24 protein-coding genes are annotated in these 21,252 nt (G+C 58.1%); 17 read left to right on the top strand and 7 right to left on the bottom strand.

Annotation, left to right across the window (positions count from 1 at the left end):
- Positions 1–18: 18 nt before the first annotated feature.
- The 5 genes from HFP51_RS02675 (at position 19) to HFP51_RS02655 (ending at position 5,055) form a co-directional block, all read left to right on the top strand.
- A complete protein-coding gene (locus HFP51_RS02675) occupies positions 19–672 on the top strand; it encodes a hypothetical protein (protein ID WP_176874245.1) in 654 nt (217 codons plus the stop codon).
- Positions 673–767: 95 nt separating this feature from the next.
- Positions 768–1,985 carry a glycine C-acetyltransferase gene (locus HFP51_RS02670; RefSeq protein WP_176874244.1) on the top strand — a complete coding sequence of 406 codons (1,218 nt, stop codon included), beginning with the start codon at positions 768–770 and terminating at the stop codon, positions 1,983–1,985.
- The gene (gene tdh / locus HFP51_RS02665) at positions 1,982–3,016 is read left to right on the top strand and encodes an L-threonine 3-dehydrogenase (protein ID WP_176874243.1); all 1,035 of its coding nucleotides are present in this window, start codon (positions 1,982–1,984) and stop codon (positions 3,014–3,016) included. The genes HFP51_RS02670 and tdh overlap by 4 nt, the downstream gene beginning before the upstream one ends.
- A gap of 11 nt (positions 3,017–3,027) precedes the next feature.
- Complete coding sequence (locus tag HFP51_RS02660; RefSeq protein ID WP_176874242.1) at positions 3,028–4,185, top strand: cupin domain-containing protein; 1,158 nt, start codon at positions 3,028–3,030, stop codon at positions 4,183–4,185.
- An 87-nt stretch (positions 4,186–4,272) separates the two neighbouring features.
- Complete coding sequence (locus HFP51_RS02655; RefSeq protein ID WP_255454792.1) at positions 4,273–5,055, top strand: DUF2189 domain-containing protein; 783 nt, start codon at positions 4,273–4,275, stop codon at positions 5,053–5,055.
- A 21-nt stretch (positions 5,056–5,076) separates the two neighbouring features.
- On the opposite strand, the gene HFP51_RS02650 is transcribed toward HFP51_RS02655, so the two are convergent.
- The 4 genes from HFP51_RS02650 to HFP51_RS02635 all read right to left on the bottom strand — a co-directional run bounded on the left by HFP51_RS02650 (position 5,077) and on the right by HFP51_RS02635 (position 9,251).
- On the bottom strand, positions 5,077–6,252 hold the full coding sequence (locus HFP51_RS02650) for an NAD(P)/FAD-dependent oxidoreductase (protein ID WP_176874241.1): 1,176 nt from the start codon (positions 6,250–6,252) through the stop codon (positions 5,077–5,079).
- Between the two features lie 3 nt (positions 6,253–6,255).
- Positions 6,256–6,810: a pseudouridine synthase gene (locus tag HFP51_RS02645; RefSeq protein WP_176874240.1), complete on the bottom strand. Its 555-nt coding sequence runs from the start codon at positions 6,808–6,810 to the stop codon at positions 6,256–6,258.
- 17 nt (positions 6,811–6,827) lie between these two features.
- Positions 6,828–8,345 (bottom strand): serine hydrolase, encoded by a 1,518-nt coding sequence (locus HFP51_RS02640; protein ID WP_176874239.1) that lies wholly within the window; start codon positions 8,343–8,345, stop codon positions 6,828–6,830.
- Positions 8,346–8,408: 63 nt separating this feature from the next.
- Entirely contained in the window at positions 8,409–9,251 is an 843-nt protein-coding gene (locus tag HFP51_RS02635; protein ID WP_176874238.1) for a class II aldolase/adducin family protein, read from the bottom strand.
- Between the two features lie 115 nt (positions 9,252–9,366).
- Here HFP51_RS02635 and HFP51_RS02630 point away from each other — a divergent pair, with 115 nt between their 5' ends.
- The 5 genes from HFP51_RS02630 (at position 9,367) to HFP51_RS02610 (ending at position 12,712) form a co-directional block, all read left to right on the top strand.
- Positions 9,367–10,287, top strand: coding sequence for a glutathione S-transferase family protein (locus HFP51_RS02630; protein WP_176874237.1), 921 nt, complete (start codon positions 9,367–9,369; stop codon positions 10,285–10,287).
- A gap of 79 nt (positions 10,288–10,366) precedes the next feature.
- Positions 10,367–10,786 (top strand): hypothetical protein, encoded by a 420-nt coding sequence (locus HFP51_RS02625; protein WP_176874236.1) that lies wholly within the window; start codon positions 10,367–10,369, stop codon positions 10,784–10,786.
- A 73-nt stretch (positions 10,787–10,859) separates the two neighbouring features.
- The gene (locus HFP51_RS02620) at positions 10,860–12,008 is read left to right on the top strand and encodes a toll/interleukin-1 receptor domain-containing protein (protein WP_176874235.1); all 1,149 of its coding nucleotides are present in this window, start codon (positions 10,860–10,862) and stop codon (positions 12,006–12,008) included.
- Between the two features lie 51 nt (positions 12,009–12,059).
- Entirely contained in the window at positions 12,060–12,245 is a 186-nt protein-coding gene (locus HFP51_RS02615; RefSeq protein WP_176874234.1) for a hypothetical protein, read from the top strand.
- Positions 12,242–12,712, top strand: coding sequence for a hypothetical protein (locus HFP51_RS02610; protein WP_176874233.1), 471 nt, complete (start codon positions 12,242–12,244; stop codon positions 12,710–12,712). The genes HFP51_RS02615 and HFP51_RS02610 overlap by 4 nt, the downstream gene beginning before the upstream one ends.
- Positions 12,713–12,785: 73 nt before the next feature.
- Here the strand turns inward: HFP51_RS02610 and HFP51_RS02605 are convergent, their stop codons facing one another.
- Entirely contained in the window at positions 12,786–13,595 is an 810-nt protein-coding gene (locus HFP51_RS02605) for a hypothetical protein (RefSeq protein ID WP_176874232.1), read from the bottom strand.
- Between the two features lie 356 nt (positions 13,596–13,951).
- On the opposite strand from HFP51_RS02605, the gene rpsF reads away from it, so the two are divergent.
- From rpsF to HFP51_RS02580, 5 genes are all read left to right on the top strand, one after another.
- On the top strand, positions 13,952–14,317 hold the full coding sequence (gene rpsF / locus HFP51_RS02600) for a 30S ribosomal protein S6 (RefSeq protein WP_176874231.1): 366 nt from the start codon (positions 13,952–13,954) through the stop codon (positions 14,315–14,317).
- Positions 14,318–14,342: 25 nt separating this feature from the next.
- A complete protein-coding gene (rpsR, locus tag HFP51_RS02595; protein WP_176874230.1) occupies positions 14,343–14,567 on the top strand; it encodes a 30S ribosomal protein S18 in 225 nt (74 codons plus the stop codon).
- Between the two features lie 10 nt (positions 14,568–14,577).
- Positions 14,578–15,318, top strand: coding sequence for a 50S ribosomal protein L9 (rplI, locus tag HFP51_RS02590; RefSeq protein WP_176874229.1), 741 nt, complete (start codon positions 14,578–14,580; stop codon positions 15,316–15,318).
- A 90-nt stretch (positions 15,319–15,408) separates the two neighbouring features.
- On the top strand, positions 15,409–16,470 hold the full coding sequence (locus tag HFP51_RS02585) for a hypothetical protein (protein ID WP_176874228.1): 1,062 nt from the start codon (positions 15,409–15,411) through the stop codon (positions 16,468–16,470).
- A 2-nt stretch (positions 16,471–16,472) separates the two neighbouring features.
- Positions 16,473–17,135 carry a Fe2+-dependent dioxygenase gene (locus HFP51_RS02580; RefSeq protein ID WP_176874227.1) on the top strand — a complete coding sequence of 221 codons (663 nt, stop codon included), beginning with the start codon at positions 16,473–16,475 and terminating at the stop codon, positions 17,133–17,135.
- A 16-nt stretch (positions 17,136–17,151) separates the two neighbouring features.
- Here HFP51_RS02580 and HFP51_RS02575 read toward each other — a convergent pair whose 3' ends face one another.
- Both HFP51_RS02575 and folE read right to left on the bottom strand, forming a co-directional pair.
- On the bottom strand, positions 17,152–17,679 hold the full coding sequence (locus HFP51_RS02575) for a hypothetical protein (protein WP_176874226.1): 528 nt from the start codon (positions 17,677–17,679) through the stop codon (positions 17,152–17,154).
- A 17-nt stretch (positions 17,680–17,696) separates the two neighbouring features.
- Positions 17,697–18,326, bottom strand: a complete 630-nt coding sequence (folE, locus tag HFP51_RS02570; protein ID WP_176874225.1) for a GTP cyclohydrolase I FolE — start codon at positions 18,324–18,326, stop codon at positions 17,697–17,699.
- 103 nt (positions 18,327–18,429) lie between these two features.
- Between folE and HFP51_RS02565 the strand changes: the two genes are divergently transcribed.
- Both HFP51_RS02565 and HFP51_RS02560 read left to right on the top strand, forming a co-directional pair.
- Entirely contained in the window at positions 18,430–19,278 is an 849-nt protein-coding gene (locus HFP51_RS02565; protein WP_176874224.1) for a TauD/TfdA family dioxygenase, read from the top strand.
- A 406-nt stretch (positions 19,279–19,684) separates the two neighbouring features.
- Positions 19,685–21,085, top strand: a complete 1,401-nt coding sequence (locus tag HFP51_RS02560; RefSeq protein ID WP_176874223.1) for a tetratricopeptide repeat protein — start codon at positions 19,685–19,687, stop codon at positions 21,083–21,085.
- The last annotated feature ends 167 nt before the right edge of the window (positions 21,086–21,252 follow it).

Genomic DNA, 21,252 nt, shown 5'->3' with positions numbered 1-21,252 from the left:
GTGACAAGGGGCATTTCCATGGATACGACCACTCGCCGCGCCGGCACGCTCATCGCGGCCGCGCTCATTATCACCATCATCAGCCAGATATTCTACATGGCAACGCTGGGCGGCCCGCAGGCGTCCGATCCCGCCGTGGGCGTGACCAATGCCGATGTCGTCGCCTATTTCACGGATCGTTGGGCTGAGGTGGCGACGGTTTGGACGATCGAACTTGCCGCTTTCATGGTTATGTCCATCGCAGCGCTGATCTTGCTCGTCCGCACCAGTTTCGCACCGGCGGCATGGGCGGCTTTGTTCGCGGCGGGCATGTTCAACGTGATTCAGGTTGGCATCGGCCTTTCGATGTTCCGCCCAGCCGCACTCGCTGGTGAAGAGCTCGGGCCGGTTTTCCTGACCGTCGTCAGCGGCGCTTTCGTTTTTTACTTCCTCGCCAAGGTGCTGATCGGCATGGCTGGTATCGGCCTTGGTCTGATGCTGTTCTCCGGCTCCAGTGGCACAGGCAAAGCCGTGGGCGCTCTGAGCATTGTGGCTGGTGCGGTTGCGGCAGCGCTTAATATTTATGCCATCCCGCAGGGGCTTGCCCAAGTCTTCCTCGCCGGGGCTTCAGGCACGATCGCTGCGCTCACCACGGCGCTCGCGGTGTGGATGCTGACGCGACGGGAGAGCTAACGTGCAATCCCGCGATTAATCGCCGATAAACTCGCTTGCCAGCGCAAAGCCCTGTAAAGGATGCGCAGAAGAATTGGCGAAGAGGAATCACGACAATGTCTGCGGGATTTTACGGACGCGTTGACGAGACGCTCCGCGATATCGATGATCAGGGACTGACCAAGCCTGAGCGTATTCTGACGTCGCGGCAAAATGCCGAGATTGAGGTGCGCGAGGGCGAGGCCGTCTCTTCTGTCCTCAATTTCTGCGCGAACAATTATCTTGGCCTTGCGGACCATGCGGAGCTGAAGGCAGCGGCAAGTGCCGCGATGGAAACGCATGGCTTCGGCATGGCGTCCGTACGCTTTATCTGCGGGACACAGGACCTGCATCGCCAGCTCGAACAGCGAATTGCCGGCTTTTTCGGCTATGACGATGCGGTGACCTTCGCTGCCTGTTTTGATGCCAATGCAGCGGTCTTCGAACCGCTCCTCGGCAAGGACGATGCGATCATATCCGACAGCCTCAACCATGCCTCGATCATCGATGGCGTGCGCCTGTGCAAGGCCGCGCGCTATCGCTTCGCCAATAATGACATGGCCGATCTCAAAGCCCAGCTGGGACAAACCCGGGCGGATGGGGCGCAAACAATCCTGGTGGTGACGGACGGCGTCTTCTCCATGGATGGAACAATCGCCAATCTGCAGGGAATTTGTGATCTGTGCGACGAGTATGACGCACTGACGATGATCGACGATTGCCATGCGAGCGGGTTTCTCGGTGCGAATGGCCGCGGCACAGCCGAATATTGCAGCGTCGAAGGCCGGATCGACATTCTCACCGGCACCCTTGGCAAAGCCCTTGGCGGCGGCATGGGTGGCTTTATCTGCGCGCGCCAGAATGTGATCGATCTGCTGAAACAACGCGCCCGGCCCTATCTGTTTTCAAACGCGATCGCCCCACCCCTCGTCGCCGCATCAATCAAGGTCTTCGATCTTGTTGAGCAAGGAGACGATCTGCGGGCCAAGCTCATTCGCAATTCCGAGCGGTTCCGCGCTGGCATGGAGAAAGCAGGCTTCACCCTGCTGCCCGGCGAACATCCGATCATCCCGGTGATGCTCGGCGATGCTAAGCTGGCTCAGCAAATGGCGGCCGATCTGCTGGAAGAAGGAATCTATGTGATCGGCTTTTCCTTCCCGGTGGTTCCGCGCGGCCAAGCGCGGATCCGCACGCAGATGTCTGCGGCGCACAGCGATGCGCAAATCGACCAGGCGATTGACGCCTTTACGCGAGTTGGTGCCAAGCTTGGCGTTATTGAGGGAGCGACGGCATGAGATCGCTCGTTAAAGCAAAGAAGGAACCGGGCCTTTGGATGGAAGACAGCCCGATGCCGTCCGCCGGCCACAATGATGTCCTGATCAGGGTCAAGAAAACCGCCATCTGCGGCACCGATATGCACATCTATAATTGGGACGACTGGGCCCAGCGGACCATCCCTGTACCCATGGTCGTCGGCCATGAATTCATGGGCGAGATCGTCGAGCTTGGTTCTGAAGTCACCGGCTTTACCGTCGGCGATCGCGTCTCGGCGGAAGGCCATATCACCTGCGGCCATTGCCGGAACTGCCGCGCAGGCAACCGACATCTGTGTCGCAACACCGAAGGGATCGGCGTCAATCGCACCGGTGCATTCGCCGAATATATCTCGGTACCCGCATTCAACGTCTACAAGCTGCCGGACGAGATCCCCGACGATATCGCATCGCTCTACGATCCCTTTGGCAATGCTGTGCACACCGCGCTGGCCCAAGACATGGTCGGCGAAGATGTATTGATCACGGGCGCGGGACCGATCGGTGCGATGGCGGCGGCAATCGCGAAACATGTCGGCGCACAAAATGTCGTCGTCACGGATGTGAATGACTATCGGCTTGATCTGGCGAAAAAGCTCGGCGCGACGCGGACGGTCAATGTCGCCAACGAAGATCTGCGCGACGTGATGCAATCGCTCAACATGACCGAAGGCTTTGATGTTGGATTGGAAATGTCGGGCGCGCCGTCCGGCTTTACGCAGATGCTCGACGTGATGAACCATGGCGGACGCGTTGCATTGCTCGGCCTGTTGCCCGATGGCACAGGCATCAATTGGGATCATGTTATCTTCAAGGGCTTGGAAATCCGCGGCATTTACGGCCGGCGGATGTTCGAGACCTGGTACAAGATGAGCGCGATGATCAAGAGCGGATTGAACATCGATCCGATCATCACACACCGCCTGCCAGCCGAAGAATTCAACACCGGTTTCGAGACGATCAATTCCGGGCAATCGGGGAAAGTCATCCTGGATTGGAGCGCGCAAAGCTAGCGCTACCGACCATGCAATTTCGCGACTTCGACCCCGGTGCTTTCTTGTCCGATTATTGGCAGAAAAAGCCATTGTTGATCCGCAATCCCTGGGACGCCTGGGTCAATCCGGTCGACCCCGATACAATCGCCGGGCTCGCCTGCGAGGATGAAGTGGAAGCGCGGCTGATCACGCAGAACGGCACCAGCTGGGCAGCGGAACATGGCCCCTTCCCCGAAAGCCGCTTCGCCAATCTTTCACCCAACCGATGGTCACTGCTCGTCCAGGCGGTCGACCATTTCGTGCCTGAAGTAGCCGGACTGATGGCGCCCTTTCGCTTTATTCCCAACTGGCGGATCGACGATGTCATGGTCAGCATTGCCGCGGACCAGGGCGGTGTCGGCCCGCATTTCGATCAATATGATGTCTTTCTGATCCAGGGCCATGGGCGCAGGAAATGGCAAATTGGCGGACGATGCGATGAAGCAAGCACGCTGCGTCCGCATGACGATTTACGCCTGCTCGAGGATTTTGCCGCTGAGGAGGAATGGATTCTCGAGCCCGGCGACATCCTCTATATTCCGCCGGGTATCGCGCACAATGGCATTGCGGTTGGCGATAACTGCATGACCTATTCGATCGGTTTCCGCGCGCCGTCCCGCAGCGAACTGATCGCCCATTGGGCGGACTCTATTCTCGACGAACTCGACGATGACGATCGCTATGCCGATCCCGATCTTCGCGAGCAGGAAAATCCCGGAGAGATTGATCCCGCAGCGATTGATCGCCTGCATGCGATGGTGACGGAACGACTAGCCGATCGCGCAGCCTTTACGCGCTGGTTCGGCGAGTTCAGCAGCGCATCCAAATATCCAGAGATTGATTGGCGGTCCGACGCGCCGATCCGCGAAGACGAAGTCCGCAGCAGCTTGGCTGCAGGGCTTCCCCTCCAGCGCAATTCAGCCAGCCGCTTTACCTTTGTCCGGGAAGAAAAGGATGCCATCCGATTGTTCGTCGACGGCGTTGGTTTCGGGTGCCACGGTACGACCGCAGACATTGCGATGCGTCTGTGTGCGGTCGATATCTTGCAGCTCGAACCGGGTTCGGACAATATTTCCGATACGGTGGAGTTGATCACACAATTGATCAATCAAGGCAGCCTGTCCTTCAATCCAGACCCCTCCGAATAAAGCGCATAGAAAACTTGATGCAGCGCAAAGACAGCCAGGCCGTCGACTGATAGTCTCGGAGCAATGCTTTCACTGGGAGGGGATTGCATGGCAAAAATCGAAGAAGCGCCGGTCGCACCGGCTATGGTCGCCAAAGACCTGACATTGGCCGATCTTCGTTCCGCTCTAGCCGCCGGTTGGCAGGATTTCCGGGCCTATCCGCTATATGGGCTGTTTTTCGCGTCCATCTATGTTGTGGCCGGCTTGTTTCTCTATTTTGCCCTGTTCACACGTGGTGAGATAGGTTGGCTGGTACCCGCAGCGGCTGGTTTTCCGATCGTCGCACCATTTATTGCGGTCGGGCTCTATGAAGTCAGTCGACGGCGCGAAGCCGGCTTACCGATGAGCTGGCGGACGATCCTCGGTTCGCTGCGCGGACGCGGTGACGATCAAATCATCAGCATGGGTGTGATCGTTTTTGTTGCCTTCGCCTTCTGGTTGATGATTGCCCATGGCATCTTCGCGATATTCCTCTCGACCTCAGGGTCGGGTTCAGAATCACTCGAGTTTCTGCAGACCCAATCCGGGATCATGATGTTGATTGTCGGAACCATCGTCGGTGCATTGCTGGCTATCGCCTTCTACGCCATCACCGTGATCAGCCTACCGGTCCTGGTTGATCGCGATGTCGATTTCATCACCGCGATCATCCTCAGCTTGGCGGTCGTGCGCTCCAACACGCTCGTGATGCTCGCCTGGGCGGCTATCATAGCGGTGACATTGTTTATCGCGATGATCCCGGCCTTTCTCGGCCTGCTGATCGTCTCACCGGTACTTGCCCATGGCACCTGGCACCTGTTCCGTCGATCGGTCAGCAACGCGCCGCAATAGGCTCGGGCGTCACGTGCGCGATCAAAGAACCTGCGCAGCGGCCCAGCCGCTCGCCCAGGCCCATTGGAAATTATAGCCGCCGAGCCAGCCGGTAACATCGACCGCCTCGCCGATGGCGTAGAGGCCGGGGACAGTCTTGGTTTCCATGGTCTTGGACGACAACTCAGCAGTGCTAATCCCACCGATCGTGACTTCAGCCTTGGCGAAGCCTTCGGTGCCGTTGGGACGGAATCGCCAATCGGCGAGCTTCTCTTCTGCTTGCGTGAGCCGCTTGTCGGGCACATTGCCGAGATCGCCATTGATGGTGAGGCGATCCGCCAGAGTGGTCGCCAGTCGGTCAGGCAATCCATCCTTGAGCAAGCTGCGCAACACACTGCTCGGCGTTTCGCGTTTGGCATCCAACAACCAACCACGCTCGCGATCCGGCAGGAAGTCGATACCGACGTCCTGACCATGCCGCCAATAAGAAGAAATCTGCAGAATCGCTGGGCCTGAAAGGCCACGATGGGTGAAGAGTGCCGCCTCGCGGAACGCGGTCTTGCCGCAGCGCGCGTGCACATCTGCGGCGACGCCCGACAGGTCCCGGAACAAGACGTCATCACCGCCTAGCGTCAGCGGAACAAGAGCTGGCCGCGGCTCGACAATTTTCAAGCCGAACTGCCGAGCAAGATCATAGGCAAAACCGGTCGCGCCCATTTTCGGGATCGAAGGCCCGCCGGTCGCGATCACGAGCGCCGGCGCCTCGGCAGTCAGCGCATCGGTCTTCACATGGAAGCGGCCATCTGTGTGGCGCACATCGCTGATGTCCTGCTCACAGACCAGCTCGACACCGCCCTTTGCGCCTTCGTCGAGCAGCATATCGACAATCTGCCGCGCTGAGCCGTCGCAAAACAGCTGCCCCAGAGTCTTTTCATGCCAGGCAATGCCGTGCGCACCGACAAGATCGATAAAGTCCTGTGCGCTGTATCGACTGAGCGCGGATTTGGCGAAATGCGGATTGGCCGAGAGATAGCGATCAGGCGCGACATCGAGATTGGTGAAATTGCACCGCCCTCCCCCCGAAATCAGGATCTTCTTGCCGGGCGCTTCGGCCCGCTCAACGAGCAGTACCCGCCGCCCGCGTTGCCCGGCCAGCGCGGCGCAAAAGAGACCAGCAGCACCCGCGCCCAAAATGATCGCATCATAGGTATTGGCCATCGGCTAACTGCCCCTATTGGCATCACGCCAGACGCCAGAGTCCAGTCCATCCAGCGTCCAATCCCCCACTTGCCAGCGGACAAGCCTGAGGGTTGGAAAACCGACCGCAGCCGTCATCCGCCGGACTTGACGATTGCGCCCTTCGCGGATCGTCAGCCTGATCCAGCTATCCGGCACGGTCTTGCGCACCCGGATCGGCGGGTCGCGGGGCCATAGATCGGGCGCGTCAATCTGCTCCACCTCGGCCGGGCGTGTCATGCCATCCTTGAGCGTCACGCCGCTGCGCAGCCGCTCAAGGCTCTGATCATCAGGCACACCTTCAACATGCGCGAGATAGGTTTTGGGTGTCTTGTGTTTCGGGTCGGCAATCCGCGCCTGTAGCTTCCCATCATCGGTGAGTAACAACAGACCCTCACTGTCCCGGTCGAGCCGGCCCGCCGGATAGACGCCCGGAACATCGATAAAATCCGATAGGGTCGCGCGCTTGGTCTCGGTTCCCCGATCGGTGAACTGTGAAAGCACCCCAAAGGGTTTGTTGAAGAGGATCAATCGCGCCATGGCGGCGCTCTGGCATCCTATTCGGTCGGTGTCACTCGCAAACGCAGACCCTGGATCGCTGGTGGATTGGTCGGCGACAGCAATATCCGGCCCTGCATCGTGCCGCGCTCGCAGGTCCAGCGGAACTCGCCGTGCAGCGCTCCGAGTGCAGTGAGCGGGCCGTCAGTAGCACAGCTGCCACTTTGCTCTGCCAAGCTCGTCAATTCCAATGCCCAGTTTTCTGCCGAGCGATCGAGCAGGAAGTTCATCGCCAGCATTTCGCGTCCAGGCTCAATACTGCTCGCTTCGAACATCGCGCCAGCAATCGCATAGGTCGATGCCAGCGCGTCAGTGACGGGAATTTCCCGTCCCGAGACGAGGTCTGCAGCCGCCAGCTCAAGCCCGGCGGATCGGACGGCGCCGCGTGGTGCGGCATAGGTTCGATTAGCAAAGGCGAAAATGGCAAACCCGGAATCCGGCAGCAGCATCAGATCAGAACCAAAACCGGGATAGCCTCCCGAATGGCTCATCATCCGACCGAAATCACAATCCTCACCGACGCTGAACCCCATCGCGTAGGTGTATGGCACCTTGCAGGGATCATCCGACTCTTGGCGCGGGACAGTGAAGGAGCGCGGGAAATTCAAGCCATGTGCAAGCTCGCGAACGGAGGACCGACGCACCGGACCGAGCTCGGGTCCGTCCCGCGCCGGCCAGGCCGAAAGCAGGAAAGATACCCAGCGGGCATAGTCATTCATGCTGGTCTGTATGCCGCCCATTGCGCCAAACACCCCGTGCGGTTGCACTGCCGCCGGCGAGAAGGCCTCATTCTCCCAGCGATAGCCCAATGCCCGCTGCGCGAGCGGGGCATCGGTTACCTCAAACCCGGTTGAATCCATACCGAGCGGGAGCATGATCTCATTGCGGATATATTGGTCATAGGGCTGGCCAGACACATTGGTGATAATCCGCCCGAGCAATGCATAGCCGAAGTTGGAATATTCAAACGCAGTCTGCGGTGCGCGTGAGAAGGGTACCCCCTCCTCCAGCATTTCCGTGAAGGCTTCTTCGGACAAGGATTGCTGCCGATCGCCCCAGGGGTTGTCCGTCACCAAGCCGCCGACATGGCTGAGCAGATCGCGCACCCGAATGCGGGGAGAATCCGTTGTCGGATACTGCCAGTTCGCCAGCTCAGGCACATAAGTTTCGGCCAGCGCATCGAGGGATATCAGACCATCGTCGCGGAGCTTCAGGATTGCGAGCGCTGTGAACGCCTTGCTCATCGATGCGATGCGGAACAGGCTGTCGCGATTGACCGGAGTTTCCGTTTCGAGGTCCTGAACGCCTGACAGGCCGACATGGACCAGCCGCCCATCGCGCACCACGCCCCATACCAGACCCGGCACATGGGCCCGCTCTTGATAGGCCAGGAAATGCCCGTCAATCGCTTCGGCAACCGGTGCAGGTAGCGCCATATCGCCTGCCGGTTCCTGGGCGGCTACACCCTGCGCGCAAGCGAGCAGTATTGCCGCACAGGCAATGCGAAAGGGTTTCATGCGATCTTCCTCGATAGGAGGGTCGGCTTTGCGGTGCGCCAATCTTAGCGCACCGTGTTAGCCCTAATAGTCGAAGCCCGGATTGATACGGTTCAGCCTGCGGATCAGGCCCGGCCAGACGAGATTGTCGCCCAGTCCCTTGGTAAAGGCCGGCGCGGCTTGCTGAAACACGCGGTGGCCCATTTCTTCGCTCTCTTCATGGAGATGCTCGGCACCGCCAATCGACTGAGCAAGAATCTGCGTCTTGCAGCTATTTTCCAGCAGATACATTCTGAGGAATGCCAATGCGCAATTCTGTCCGATCGTCAGCGTGCCATGGTTGCGCAGGATCAGCAGGTTCTTCTCGCCAATATCCGCGACCAGCCGCTCACGCTCGTCAAGGTCGAGCGCGATGCCTTCATAGTCATGATAGGCAAGGTCATCATGGATCTGCATCGAGAATTGCGTGTAGCGGCGTAGGCCCTCCTTCTGTACCGAAACGGCAATGCCATAGGGCGTGTGCACATGGATCACGCAGCCGGCATCCTCGCGCGCACTATGCACGGCGCTATGGATGGTGAATCCGGCGGGATTTGCGAAATAGGGTGTCTCCTGCTTCGCATTGCCATCGAGATCGGTCTTGATCAGTGACGAGGCCGTCATTTCATCGAACATCACGCCATAGGGATTGATCAGGAAGCGTTCTTCGCCGTCCTCATCCGGCAGGCGGACAGAGATGTGGGTGAACACCAGATCCGTCCAACCGTAGATTGCGCACAAACGATAGGTTGCTGCCAATTCGCAGCGCAGCTTCCACTCGATATCCGATACCTTGCCCTCGAGCCGGTCGATCTTTGTGGGATCGGCAATCGCAAATCCCTGTTCGACTTCCAAAACGCCCATCGATTCCTTCACTGCCGTCGCCATCTGGCTTCTCCTTCCTGATTTAGGCTACCTTACCGTCGAATGCCCCTGAATGTCATCAAGCGTTTCAGCCACAGCAGAGGCAGCGCGAATTGGCCGATCATTGATGGAGAGATGCATGGCGCTGATACACACACCGGCCAGTCCAATTCCGGAACAACTTGAAGGCGTGCATCTTTTTCATTTCGACGGTGCACCGTGCGCGCAGCGTGTCAGATTCGCGCTCGGTGAAAAGGGCTTGGCGCGCGGCCGTGAAGTGGTGTTCGATTCCGTTACGCCGGACGACGTGACCGGCGAGGACGGAAAATGGGTCAGCCGTCGGGTGTCTCTGGTCAAGAAGGAACATATGACCGACGCCTATGCGGCCATCCATCCGGATATGGTGGTCCCCGCGCTTGTCCATGATGGCCGGCTTTACTTGGAATCGATGGATATCATTACCTATCTCGACGAAGCCTTTGGCGGCGACCCAATGGTGCCGGCTGATCCTGAGCTGCGCACGGCCACCATGGCCCGGGTCGAGCAGGCCAAGAAGCTGCACTTGTCGCTGCGCTATGTGACATTCCATTGGGGATTGGGACGATTGGCAATGCTGAAGCCCAAGGAGCGAAACTCGCTTTCTGATCTTGCCGCCAATGGGCAGGATGGCGAAAATCTCGTGTCGTTCTACAGCGCGTTCAGCACGCGTTCGATCCCGGATGCGGTGAACCAGGATCATCTCACCAAGCTCTACGCAGCATTTTGCGAGCTCGATGTAGAACTGGCAGACGGGCGCACCTTCCTGATGGGCGACACGCTGACAATTGCCGACCCCTTCTGGGCGATGAAAGTCTTGCGGCTCAAGGAAACCGGCTATCCCTTTCCCAGCTATCATCCCGCGCTCAATAGCTGGTTCGAACGTATTCGCGCGCGCCCGGCGTTCCAGAATGAAGTGATGGGCCGCAACCGGATGAACAACCGCTTCTTCACCGCGAAATCGGCTGTCGACAATTTGCTCGGCCGTGGGCTGAAACGGGCACTCGCCGACATCGCCGCCTGAAGTAATCCCATTACCTCCAAGGTAATTGTTTCGCCTCTCTGCCCATGCTTGATGCCGCACAACAGACGCGGAGGAACGCATGACACAGGAATTCCACAAATTCTGGCTCAAGATCACGGCCATCGTAATCGCTTCATTTGCCCCGATCTTCTTTCTCGGCACGATGGACGCAACACTCGAACCGGCCCGTTGGAGCCTCGACCTTCTGAGCTGGCCGCTTGACGGTGCGCAGACCTATGAGTCTAGCGACACGCGGTTTCTTTCGGCGCTCACCGGCGGGTTCCTGCTCGGCTGGGGCGTGATGATCTGGATATTGTCGGGATCCGTCTATGATGCCGCGCCCGAAGGCGTCCGCAAAGCGGTCCTGGCCGGCGCCATTTCCTGGTTCCTGCTCGACAGCGCGGGATCGATTACCTCGGGAAATGCATCCAACGCCGCGTTCAATGTGATCATCCTGTTGATCGCAGTTGGGCCGCTATGGAGGCCAGCGCGCGGATAGGATATCTCCGCTCACTTTTAGCCGTTTCCGGTAAGCACTTCGCAATATGCGTGCACAATGGCATAACGCGGCTGTGGCAAGAATTTTCATTTCCTATGCGAGCCAGGACCTTGATCTGGCGCGCGATATCCAGGCCAGACTGCGGCAGCATGGGCATGACGTATTTTTTGACCGTGAAGGCCTGAAACCGTCTGACGGCTATGACCGTATTATCGCAGAACGGATCGGCAAGTCGGACGCGATGGTGTTTCTCTGTTCTAAGGCTTCGCTAGCCGAAGGTCGCTACACACGCACTGAATTGAAACTGGCAGAACAGATATGGCCGGATCCTGCTGGGCGGATATTGCCGATACTTTTGGGTGATGCCGATCCCGGAGACCTTCCCTCCTATATCAAAGGCATCAGCGCCTATCAGCCCGAGGGAGATACGGTTTCCGAGGTCATCCACATGGTCGAAAAGATGACCGAAGGCCGATCGCGACAACGACTGTTGAAATTGGCCGGTTGGGCCGCAATCGGATTGGGAGTCGTGGCCGTGATAGCCATTGCCGCGCAGGCATTGATGCGCCCGACAGACTCTGTTGACGGGCGTGCGGTGCTAACCGCGGAGTTGCAGGTGATGCCGTGCAGCTGGCTCGGGATCGGACAATTTGTCGAAAGCGAGCGCCGTATTGAGGCTGAAATTTTCGGTGCATCCGATCTGCATCCGCGTTCCGTTGGCAATCGTCTCGTCTCAGAATTGCGCGCGCAGGGCGTTGAAACAGTTGAGATCGAAACCCGCCGCATTGAGACCATCGAAGATGCGCAATGCCCGTTGATCGACAATCTGGTTCGGCACCGGCGCCAGGGTTTGAGCCGCTTCGAAGCGCAAAAATACCAGGCCGGTGGGACCGAATATTTCCGCCTTTTGTTCGAGCCAAGCGATATGCCCGAGCACATCTTCCTGTTTTCTGTCGAACCCAATGGATCGATCCAACCGATCTATGACCAGACTGCCATGGCTGAACAGCAAGTCGGCGCCGGTGGCGGTGACACGCGCCAGGCGGTCTATTTTACGGCAAGCCATGAAGGTTGGGGCGGGTTTATCATTATGCAGTCCGCCACTCCGATCGATCCCGACGGGTTTCTGGAACGTGCGGGCGGGGATCGCGATGCCTTTGACGACGCCGCCCGGGCGGACCAGTGGCAGTTCGAGCTGGCCTGGCTAAATACCGAAGGTTGAGCGCCAATCACCGCATGTGATATCCTGATTGGCAACAAGGGGGGATTGAGCATGAAACGTATCGCGACAACAGTAGCGGCATTTACGCTGATATCAGCATGCGCAGAGGCAGGGTCCGAAGACGCCTATGAAGAGGCTGATACGGCGGCCGAAGAGCTCCAGCAACCGTCGCAGCATTTCGAACCTGCCGAACCGCCAAACGATGCCGAAATGGCAGCAGAAACCGACGCCGAATGAGTATGAAACTTGATCGCCGATCCTTTCTGGTCCGTGTGCTCGGATCATCAGCGGCGCTCGCCCTATCAAGCCGGGCGATCGCTCATCAATCCCATTTTGAACCTGCACCGCCGCCGACCACCGACAGCGATTCCGGCGAATTCGCTGATCCGACAGGAAATGGGCGCGGGCGTGCACGAACGGGCGTAACGCGGCGCTACGAGATTACTAACAGTGCTAGCGGCGGTTCAGGTGGGATAACGGACGCAGATACTGGACCGTCAGCCGACCCTGCAGGAACCGGCCGCGGCGCACCGCGAACATTTCGCAACGGCATTACCGATGGCGATAGCAGCGCTAATGGAAGCATCATCGACGAGCCCGAGTTCGGCCGAACCAATCCCCTCGCCGAGCGACAAAGCGGCATCACCGATAGTGATCTCGGGGCCAGCGCTGATCCCGCGGGAAACGGACGCGGCAATGACTAGCCGCCATTAGTCCGCGTCGGGGTGAACAGTTTAACCGCTGAGTTACACAAAGGGCGTGGCTTCAGGGGCCGGGTCAGCCTTGGAGGACGTAGCGACTCTCGCCTGGCGCGCGGCACATTGTGCGCGTTGCGCGTGCTTCCTCGCCGCCAATTATGATGACGTCGGTAATATCGAGGCAGGTTGCGCCCGAAGGTTCGGAATTCCTCGCGGTTACGGTTGAGGAACCCGACACGTCTTCGCGCACAGGGCTGACCCATTCGGCCGTCGCGCCGACCTCGTCCTGCGCGATGGCCTGTTCGCTCGCGTCTGCTGCGGCTTGCCGTTCTTCAGGCTCGAGCCGACACGCAAAGCTGATCAACGCACCGGTTATGTTGGTGCCCGTATCAATCCGCCGCACCCGGTTTATCAATCGGCCAATCAGGCCCTCAAGATAGATTGTGTCACCTTCATCGCCGCATCGCTGCATGCCATCAGCCATGTCACGCTCACCGCTAAGCGCGCTCGGCTGATACCCCTCGCACTCCGCATAGCGGCAAAAGCGCTCACCCAGATATTCGCGATCATCCCGATAGCGGCCCTCGGCAGCCTGATAGAGTGCATCATCACCCTCGCCAGAGCCGGCTTCGTCGCCCAACTGAGCGGCGAAGGGCATAACAATTTCAGCATAATATCCATCGATCCGTTCGATGCATTGGGTAATTTCTTCGGCGCGGGATCGCGCCAGATTGCGCTCGCGATAATCGTACCGACAATCAGGATAATCCTGGCCGTCAATCACGGGAGTGTTCGGCAACTCCATTGGCTCTGGGCCCTGCGCGACGGCAGCGGAATAGACTGCACAAGCTGCTACCGCCGATACCAATCCATGCCATGTCCCTATCATCGCTATTCCCCCTCATCGCGAGCGGCAATCCTATGTGAGACTGACCGCTGCAAGGCAAGCCGCACGAAGAGATGGGCCCTCTCGGCGATATGCACGCCTAAGGCTGCACCGTCTGACTGCAATGGATGCCATTAGAACACGGTTTTGCGAAGATTCCGCAGCGACCAGTGTCAACCAGTGTAATGTCAGCCACCACTGTTCGCGGATGCAGCATATCGCTTGCCAAACAGGGTCAAAGCCCCTAAATGGCCCGCTTCCAGAGTGAAACGCATGCGTTTTGCGCTGGTGTTTGAAGAAAGCCGGAGGGACGTTCGCATGGTGCGGCGTCAACGATCGGCAAGAAAGGTAAGAGAAGCATGGCTCTTTATGAGCATGTCTTCCTCGCGCGTCAGGACCTGGCACAAGCCCAGGTTGATACGCTGGCCGAGGAAGCCACGAAGATCATCGAATCCAATGAAGGCAAGGTTACGCGCACGGAGACCTGGGGTCTCAAATCGCTCGCCTATCCGATCCAGAAGAACCGCAAGGCACATTTCGTAATGCTGCATGTCGACGGTCCTGGTTCGGTTGTCGCTGAACTGGAACGCCAGACCCGCATCAATGAAGACGTCATTCGCTACATGACGATCCGCGTCGACGAGCATGAAGAAGGCCCGTCGATCATGATGCGCAAGAATGAACGTGATTCGAAGCGTCGCGGTCGCGACGACGACGATCGCTAGACCGGCGACAGAGGAGATATAGATTATGGCACGCCCATTTTTCCGCCGCCGCAAGAGCTGCCCCTTTTCGGGCAATGATGCGCCGGTCATCGATTATAAGGACGTTAAACTGCTTCAGGGTTTTCTCTCTGAGCGCGGCAAGATCGTTCCTTCCCGTATCACTGCCGTTTCGGCAAAGAAGCAGCGCGAACTGGCCAAGGCGATCAAACGCTCTCGGCATATCGGCTTGCTTCCGTACATCGTGAAGTAGGAGCAGTATCATGGATATCATTCTGCTCGAACGCGTTGGCAATCTCGGGACCATTGGCGATGTCGTAACCGTGAAAGACGGTTATGCGCGCAATTTCCTGCTGCCGAACAAAAAGGCCCTGCGCGCCAACAAGGCGAACAAGGAAGTCTTCGAAGCCAATCGCGAACGTCTTGAAAAAGAAAATGAAGAGCGCCGCGCGGCAGCTGCGACCGAAGGTGAGAAGCTTGATGGCATGACCATCGAACTGATCCGCCAGGCCTCGCAGACCGGCCAGCTTTACGGTTCGGTTTCAGTTCGTGACATTGTCAGCGAACTGGAAGCCAAGGGCGAACCGGTTACCAAAAAGCAGGTCGTTCTCGAACGTCCGATCAAGGCCATCGGCATGTATGAAGTTCGGATCGAACTTCACGCCGAAGTCGATGCGACGATCAAGGTCAATGTTGCTCGCTCGCCTGAAGAGGCGGAACGTCAGGCTGACGGCGTCGACGTCATCGCTGAAATGTTTGAGCAGGAGCAGGCTGAAATCGCCGCTGCCGATCTCAGCGAAGATGATGCTGACGAAAGCGAAGCCCCCGAAGCCGCAGCTGAAGGTGACGAAGCCGAAGGCGAAGCCACCGAAGGCGGCGACGACGAGGCGGCTGACACCGAAGACGCCGCTGAAGAAGAAACGTCGGAAGACGCTGCTTCAGACGAGGCCGCTCCGGAAGAAGAAGCCGCTTCGGACGAAGACGAAGACGACAAAACTGCATAACTATTGCGGTTACACAGATAAGAGCGGGCTCGGCACTATCCCCTTCAGGGGTGGCGCCGGGCCCGCTTCCTTTTTAGGGAGGGTCAGCTCATGACGAACGCGCCTCCCCTCTCCCCAATGGCCCAGGCTTTTGCCAAGGGGCCCGGTTGGTTTCCGCAACAGATGGATGCTGCCACCGATCGCGTATTGCTGGTCCGCATGACCGAAGAGAGTTATCGCGAGGCAAGCTTTCTCGATCAACGCATGCTGAGCCAGCAGAGCCAGCCGCAATGGGCGGACTGGGCTGAGCTGGAAACAGCAGACCAAACCAGTCGGAGCGATGCCGACTTCATCTTCCATATCGGCCATGTCGGATCGACATTGATATCGCGATTGCTGGGTGAGCTGGATGGCGTGTTTGCGTTGCGCGAGCCCCAAATCCTGCGCAACTTCGCTGATCTTGCGACCGATCGTAACGCGCCGCATGCCATCTGGTCTCCTGTGCAATTCGATCAGCGCCTCGAGACTGTCATCCGTTGGCTGTCACGCGGTTTTACGCCGCAAGATCGCGCACAGATCAAGGCATCGAGCTTTGTCAGCGAGATAGCGGCACCGATAATCGGCGATCAGCGAAAGGCCCTGCTTCTCAGTGTCTCGCCAAAACGCTATCTCGCAACCATCCTCGCCGGTGAGAATTCGCGCCAGGAATTGGCAATGCTAGCGCCAACGCGATTGAAAAGGCTGCACCAGCGCCTTGGCGGCGAAGATTGGAACCTCTGGGAACTCGACGAACCGGTTCGAGCCGCGATGAGTTGGCTGTGTGAAATTCTCGCCCTTGAAGACGCACGAAAAATCGCACCGGACGATCATATTCTATGGGTCGACTTCGACGCATTCCTGGCCGAGCCCAGCGAACAGCTGACCGATATCGCGCGCTTCTTCGGTTACCCGCACGATGCGGACACAATCGCAGGCCTGACAAGCGGACCGCTCATGACCCGCTACTCCAAGGCGCCAGACCATGATTACAGCCCGGACCTGAGGGAGAAGCTGCTTGCCGAAGCGCACGGCACTCACCAAGATGGCATCGACAAGGCTTTGACTTGGCTCAATGACACTGCCAGCCGCTACCCCAAAGTGGCAGAGGCGCTGGCAAACCATTCGGGGACGTAACGATGTTCAAGATGATCTATGGCCTGTTGAACGGACAGGATATCAAGGAGCTGCGCGAGATCATCGACAGCGCAACCTTTGTCGATGGTAAGATCAGCAACCCGCATTCGCTGGTAAAGAATAACCTGCATCTCAACGACACCGAAGCCTATGAACGGTCATCGACCATCATGTCGAACGCGCTGGTCCGTAGCGAAGAGTTTCGTAACTTCGCCTTTCCCCGCAAGATCGCACCACCGCTCGTAACCCGGTATGAGACCGGCATGCATTACGGTCTGCATCCTGACATGGCCTTTATGCAATCGGTCGACGGTCCGGTACGCTCGGATATCAGCTGCACGATCTTTCTTGCCGATCCCAACAGTTATGAGGGTGGCCATCTCCACATAAAGCAAGCCGACGGACATATGCGGTTTAAAGGCGAACTCGGTTCGGCGATTGTCTACCCATCGACCACGCTCCACGAGGTGGAGAAGGTTGAGAAAGGCGAGCGCGTCGTCGGAATCACTTTCATCGAGAGCCAGGTCGCCGACCCGGCCAAGCGCGAGCTGCTTTCGGAACTCAACGAGGTCGCGGCACTTGAGGGTGCCAATATGTCGGACGAGAATTTTACCCGAATCCAGACGGTCCAGCAGAATCTCTTCCGCCGTTGGGGCGAATGTTAGAAATCAGTTGCCGCGCCTAGGCGCCGCACTGCCATTCGCCGCGGATTTCCGCCTCGCCCTCTTGGCCATCTTCGCGAATCGTAACGACAGCGGATCGGACGAGCTGGGTTTCAATCTGTTCGCCCTCGCCTTCTTCCGGCGTTACGACAATGGTTATGACACCGGCAGTGAAGCTGCCGCCCTCGCCTAGCGTGTCGAAATCGCCGTCAAATTCAAAATGTCGCAATGTGCCATAAGGTTGGCTGATTGCATCGCCCTCGACTGCGACCAGCAGTGCCTTGCCATCGGCTACCACGCTGCATCCGGCCCCAGGCTCGAGCTCGGCTTCGATATCGGTAAAGGAAAGCGGTGCGAGCACAGGCGCCTCGACCTCAACCGGTTCGTCGACCGGAGTCAGACGTTGCGGCGCCTCGGCCACCTCGTCCGACATGCCATTGGTCGTCACTTCGGTCTCGCCCAGTTGGCTCTCGCCGCAAGCTGAAAGCACCAAGGCTCCAGCTGCCACGATCCATCCCGAACTGGCTCTGCGCATTAGATTGTTCATGGCGTTGAGTCTTAGCCTCAATATCCCATCAGCGACAGAACTTCCTTACGGCTCCGTTCGTCATCGAGGAAGCAACCAAGCAATCGTGATGTTGTCATCTTGACGCCCGGCGTCCGGACGCCGCGCGCTGTCATGCAACTATGGCTCGCATTGATCACGACGGCCACGCCATGCGGTTGAAGGTGATCCCAGATGCATTGTGCGATCTCGGCTGTCATCCGCTCCTGCACCTGGAGCCGACGGGCAAAACCGTTCATCACCCGGGCGAGTTTCGAAATGCCGACGACACGCTCGCGCGGCATATAGGCAATTGATGCCGACCCGATGATCGGCGCCATATGATGTTCGCAATGGGACTGGAACGGGATGTCCTTCAACAGGACCAGTTCGTCATAGCCACCGACTTCTTCAAAGGTCCGCTCCAGGTGAACTGCAGGATCTTCTTCATAGCCCTGGCAATATTCCTTCCAGGCCCTTGCGACGCGCTTCGGCGTGTCGACCAGCCCTTCGCGGCTCGGATCGTCGCCGGCCCAGCGAATCAGGGTTTCGATCGCCTCTTGCACCTCATCGGGCACCGGAATCTTGGCCTGTGGCGCGATGATGTCATCGTCCAAGGCGGGGTCCATGGCAGGGTCATAGTCGCTCATATTCAGCCTTTTTCGCAGAAATTGCGTCTTGATACTACAGCTAGGTACTCTTGACGTCCTCGTAAAGCTGGCCAAACGTACAGGACCAGAGGAGGATCCGAGCATGAGCAGCATCACCGTCACCCCTTGCAAGGGCCCCGGCGCCGAAATCGGCAATGTCGATATATCGCAGCCGATCAGCGACGAGGATTTCGCCGTCATCCGCCAGGCCTTTGCCGATCATGGTCTGATCTTCCTGCGCGACCAGACGATTACCCCCGAACAGCATATCGAATTCGCCGAACGCTGGGGCGATATCAACGTCAATCGCTTCTTCACACCGGTCGACGGCTATCCGCAGATTGCCGAAGTGCGCAAGGAGCCCGACCAGGCCACCAATATCGGCGGTGGCTGGCACACCGATCACAGCTATGACGCCGAACCCGCCATGGGCTCGATCCTCGTCGCGCGCGAACTCCCGCCCAAGGGTGGCGATACAATGTTCGCCGATATGGCGGCCGCCTATGAAGCGCTGGACGATGAAACCAAGCAGTTGCTCGACGGGCTCGAAGCGGTCCATTCGAGCAAGCACATCTTTGGCGGCCAATCGGCCTATAAAGAAGGCAGCGACGTCAATGAGCGGCTCCACAATGCCGATGCAGCCGATGCGCTCGACGATGTTGTCCATCCCGTCATCATCACCCACCCGCTGAGCGGCAAGAAAATCCTCTACGTCAACGCGGCTTTCACGATCGGCATGAAAGGCATGTCGCAGGAAGACAGCGCTGCCCTTCTGATGCGGCTCTACATGCATGCCCAGCAGGATCAATTCGTGACGCGCTTCGAATGGAAGCCCGGCTCGATCGCCTTTTGGGACAACCGCGCCACCTGGCACTATGCGCTCAACGACTATCAGGGCGAACGCCGCGTCATGCACCGCATCACCCTGGAAGGCTGCGCCCTGGCGGCGTAGATCGGCAAATTCCCGCCCCAGACAGCTGGCTAGGCCCCGCATTTAGTTGACACTAGTTGACACAGGCCGCCGGTAACCGGGCAATTATGTGTCCAATAGGACGCAGTTTTCCTACGCCCGCGGCAACGCAGTGTTCAAAACAACATGGCTTGTCCGAATAGTATCACAGTCCATTATGTGTAGGACAGCATGGGTTTTCGATCGGGCCGAAGGATGGCTCAAAGACCGCTTCTGGCCGAAAGCGGACATTCGAGAAATTGACTACGGCGCTATTGACTCACCAGAGACCTGCTGGATCTGGCGCCCCTAATCACAAGAGGTTCCCAACATAGGAGACCTATGCGAAGGTTGGTCGGCGAAAGACCGGGGAGAGATCATAATCGCTCAAGAAAACTTGCTTCAACGGATGAGCCGGCTGGCAAATCTGTTCACCTTTGTCGTCTTGCTCTTTTTCGCCTTGATGTGGGCAGTACCAGCTGGAGCTCAACAGAATTTGGAGGACAGAGCAGAAGAACTTTTTGACGCCGGCCAATATGCAGAGGCCGAAGAGCTGGCCAGGCAGCAGTTTGAGGAAAGTGAACGCACCCTGGGGCCTGAGCATCAGGAGACACTTTCATGGCTTACGCATATGGCATCTGCACAAATCGCCATGGGGCGCTACGCAGAGGCGGAAGTACTTATCCGAAGAGCGCTCGAAGCCCAAGAACGAACCCTTGGCCCCGAACATAGCGACACATTGGAGACCGTCGCAAATCTGGCTGCTTTGCGTTTTCATCAGGGCCGCGATGCCGAAGCGGAACCGCTTATTCGGCGGGCGCTGAACGGTTTTGAGCGTGTCTTGGGTCCGGATCATAGTTTCACGCTGGCTATGGTGAATAATGTAGCCACGCTTTACTTCCAAAGGGGCCAGTTGAGGGAAGCCGAACCACATTATCTGCGAGCGCTCCAAACTGCTGAACGCACCTTGGGTCCCGGGCATCCCGGGACACTGACAACGATGAACAATCTGGCGACTCTATATTGGGAGCAAGGCCGCTTCGAAGAGGCCTTATCCCTTTTTACGCAAGCTTTTGACACCAGTGAGCGTGAATTGGGTTTGGTGCATCCCGTAACGCTTGACGTAGCGAGCAGTGTTGCGCGGATGTTGTATGCGGCAGACCTTCTCACCGAGGCACAAGAACTTCTCCAAATGATCGTTGAATTCCGGGCAATGGCATTGGGCGCCGAGCATCCCGATACGCTCGTCTCAATCGGTAACCTAGCCGTACTTTACCACGATCAAGGTCGGAACGCAGAGGCCGAACAACTCTATCGAAGGGCACTGGAAGCCCAAGAACGCACGGTTGGAGCAAGCCATCCCAATACAGTTCTAAACCGAAACAATCTTGCGGGGTTGTTGGTCGCAGAGGGTAGAAATCAGGAAGCCGAACAACTAGCGCGCCGTTCTATGCAAGTTGCAGAAACAGAGCTTGGATCCGATGCTCCGGAGGCCTTGGCCGCTAAAACCAACTTGGCTGTCGCGCTTCAAGAACAGGGTCGTTATTCGGAGGCGGAGGACCTCTATCGCGAGGTCGTAGAACACACTGATCGCACACAAGGCGGGCAGGATGAAAATGGTCTAGCCGCACGCGAAAACCTAGCAACAGTTCAGCAGCTAGCGCGAGCTGAGATTGCAGGTACATCCCAAGAATCAGCTGGCAGGACCTGCATGATTGTGACCGACATTGTTATCAGGGGCGGTGAGGAAGTACGAATGCCATCGCGAATGTGCAGGACTCCTCCTGCTGCGCGCTGGAGCCGCGCCTGAGGGCATAGGGATTCAGTCTAGCCGCTTTTATACTGATTCTAGCTGTGTCCGGTTTGGGCGCAAAGCGGATATCCGAAGACCGGTTTGGTCACCTTGTCCACTGCCGCAGCGCACGCCTCCCCGCGCCTATCAAATTGCCCGCAAGGCCTGGAAATGCTAGCCTTTGG

This window comes from Parasphingopyxis sp. CP4 (genome assembly GCF_013378055.1).
Taxonomy (GTDB): domain Bacteria; phylum Pseudomonadota; class Alphaproteobacteria; order Sphingomonadales; family Sphingomonadaceae; genus Parasphingopyxis.
This window is presented reverse-complemented; position numbering and strand designations above follow the sequence as displayed.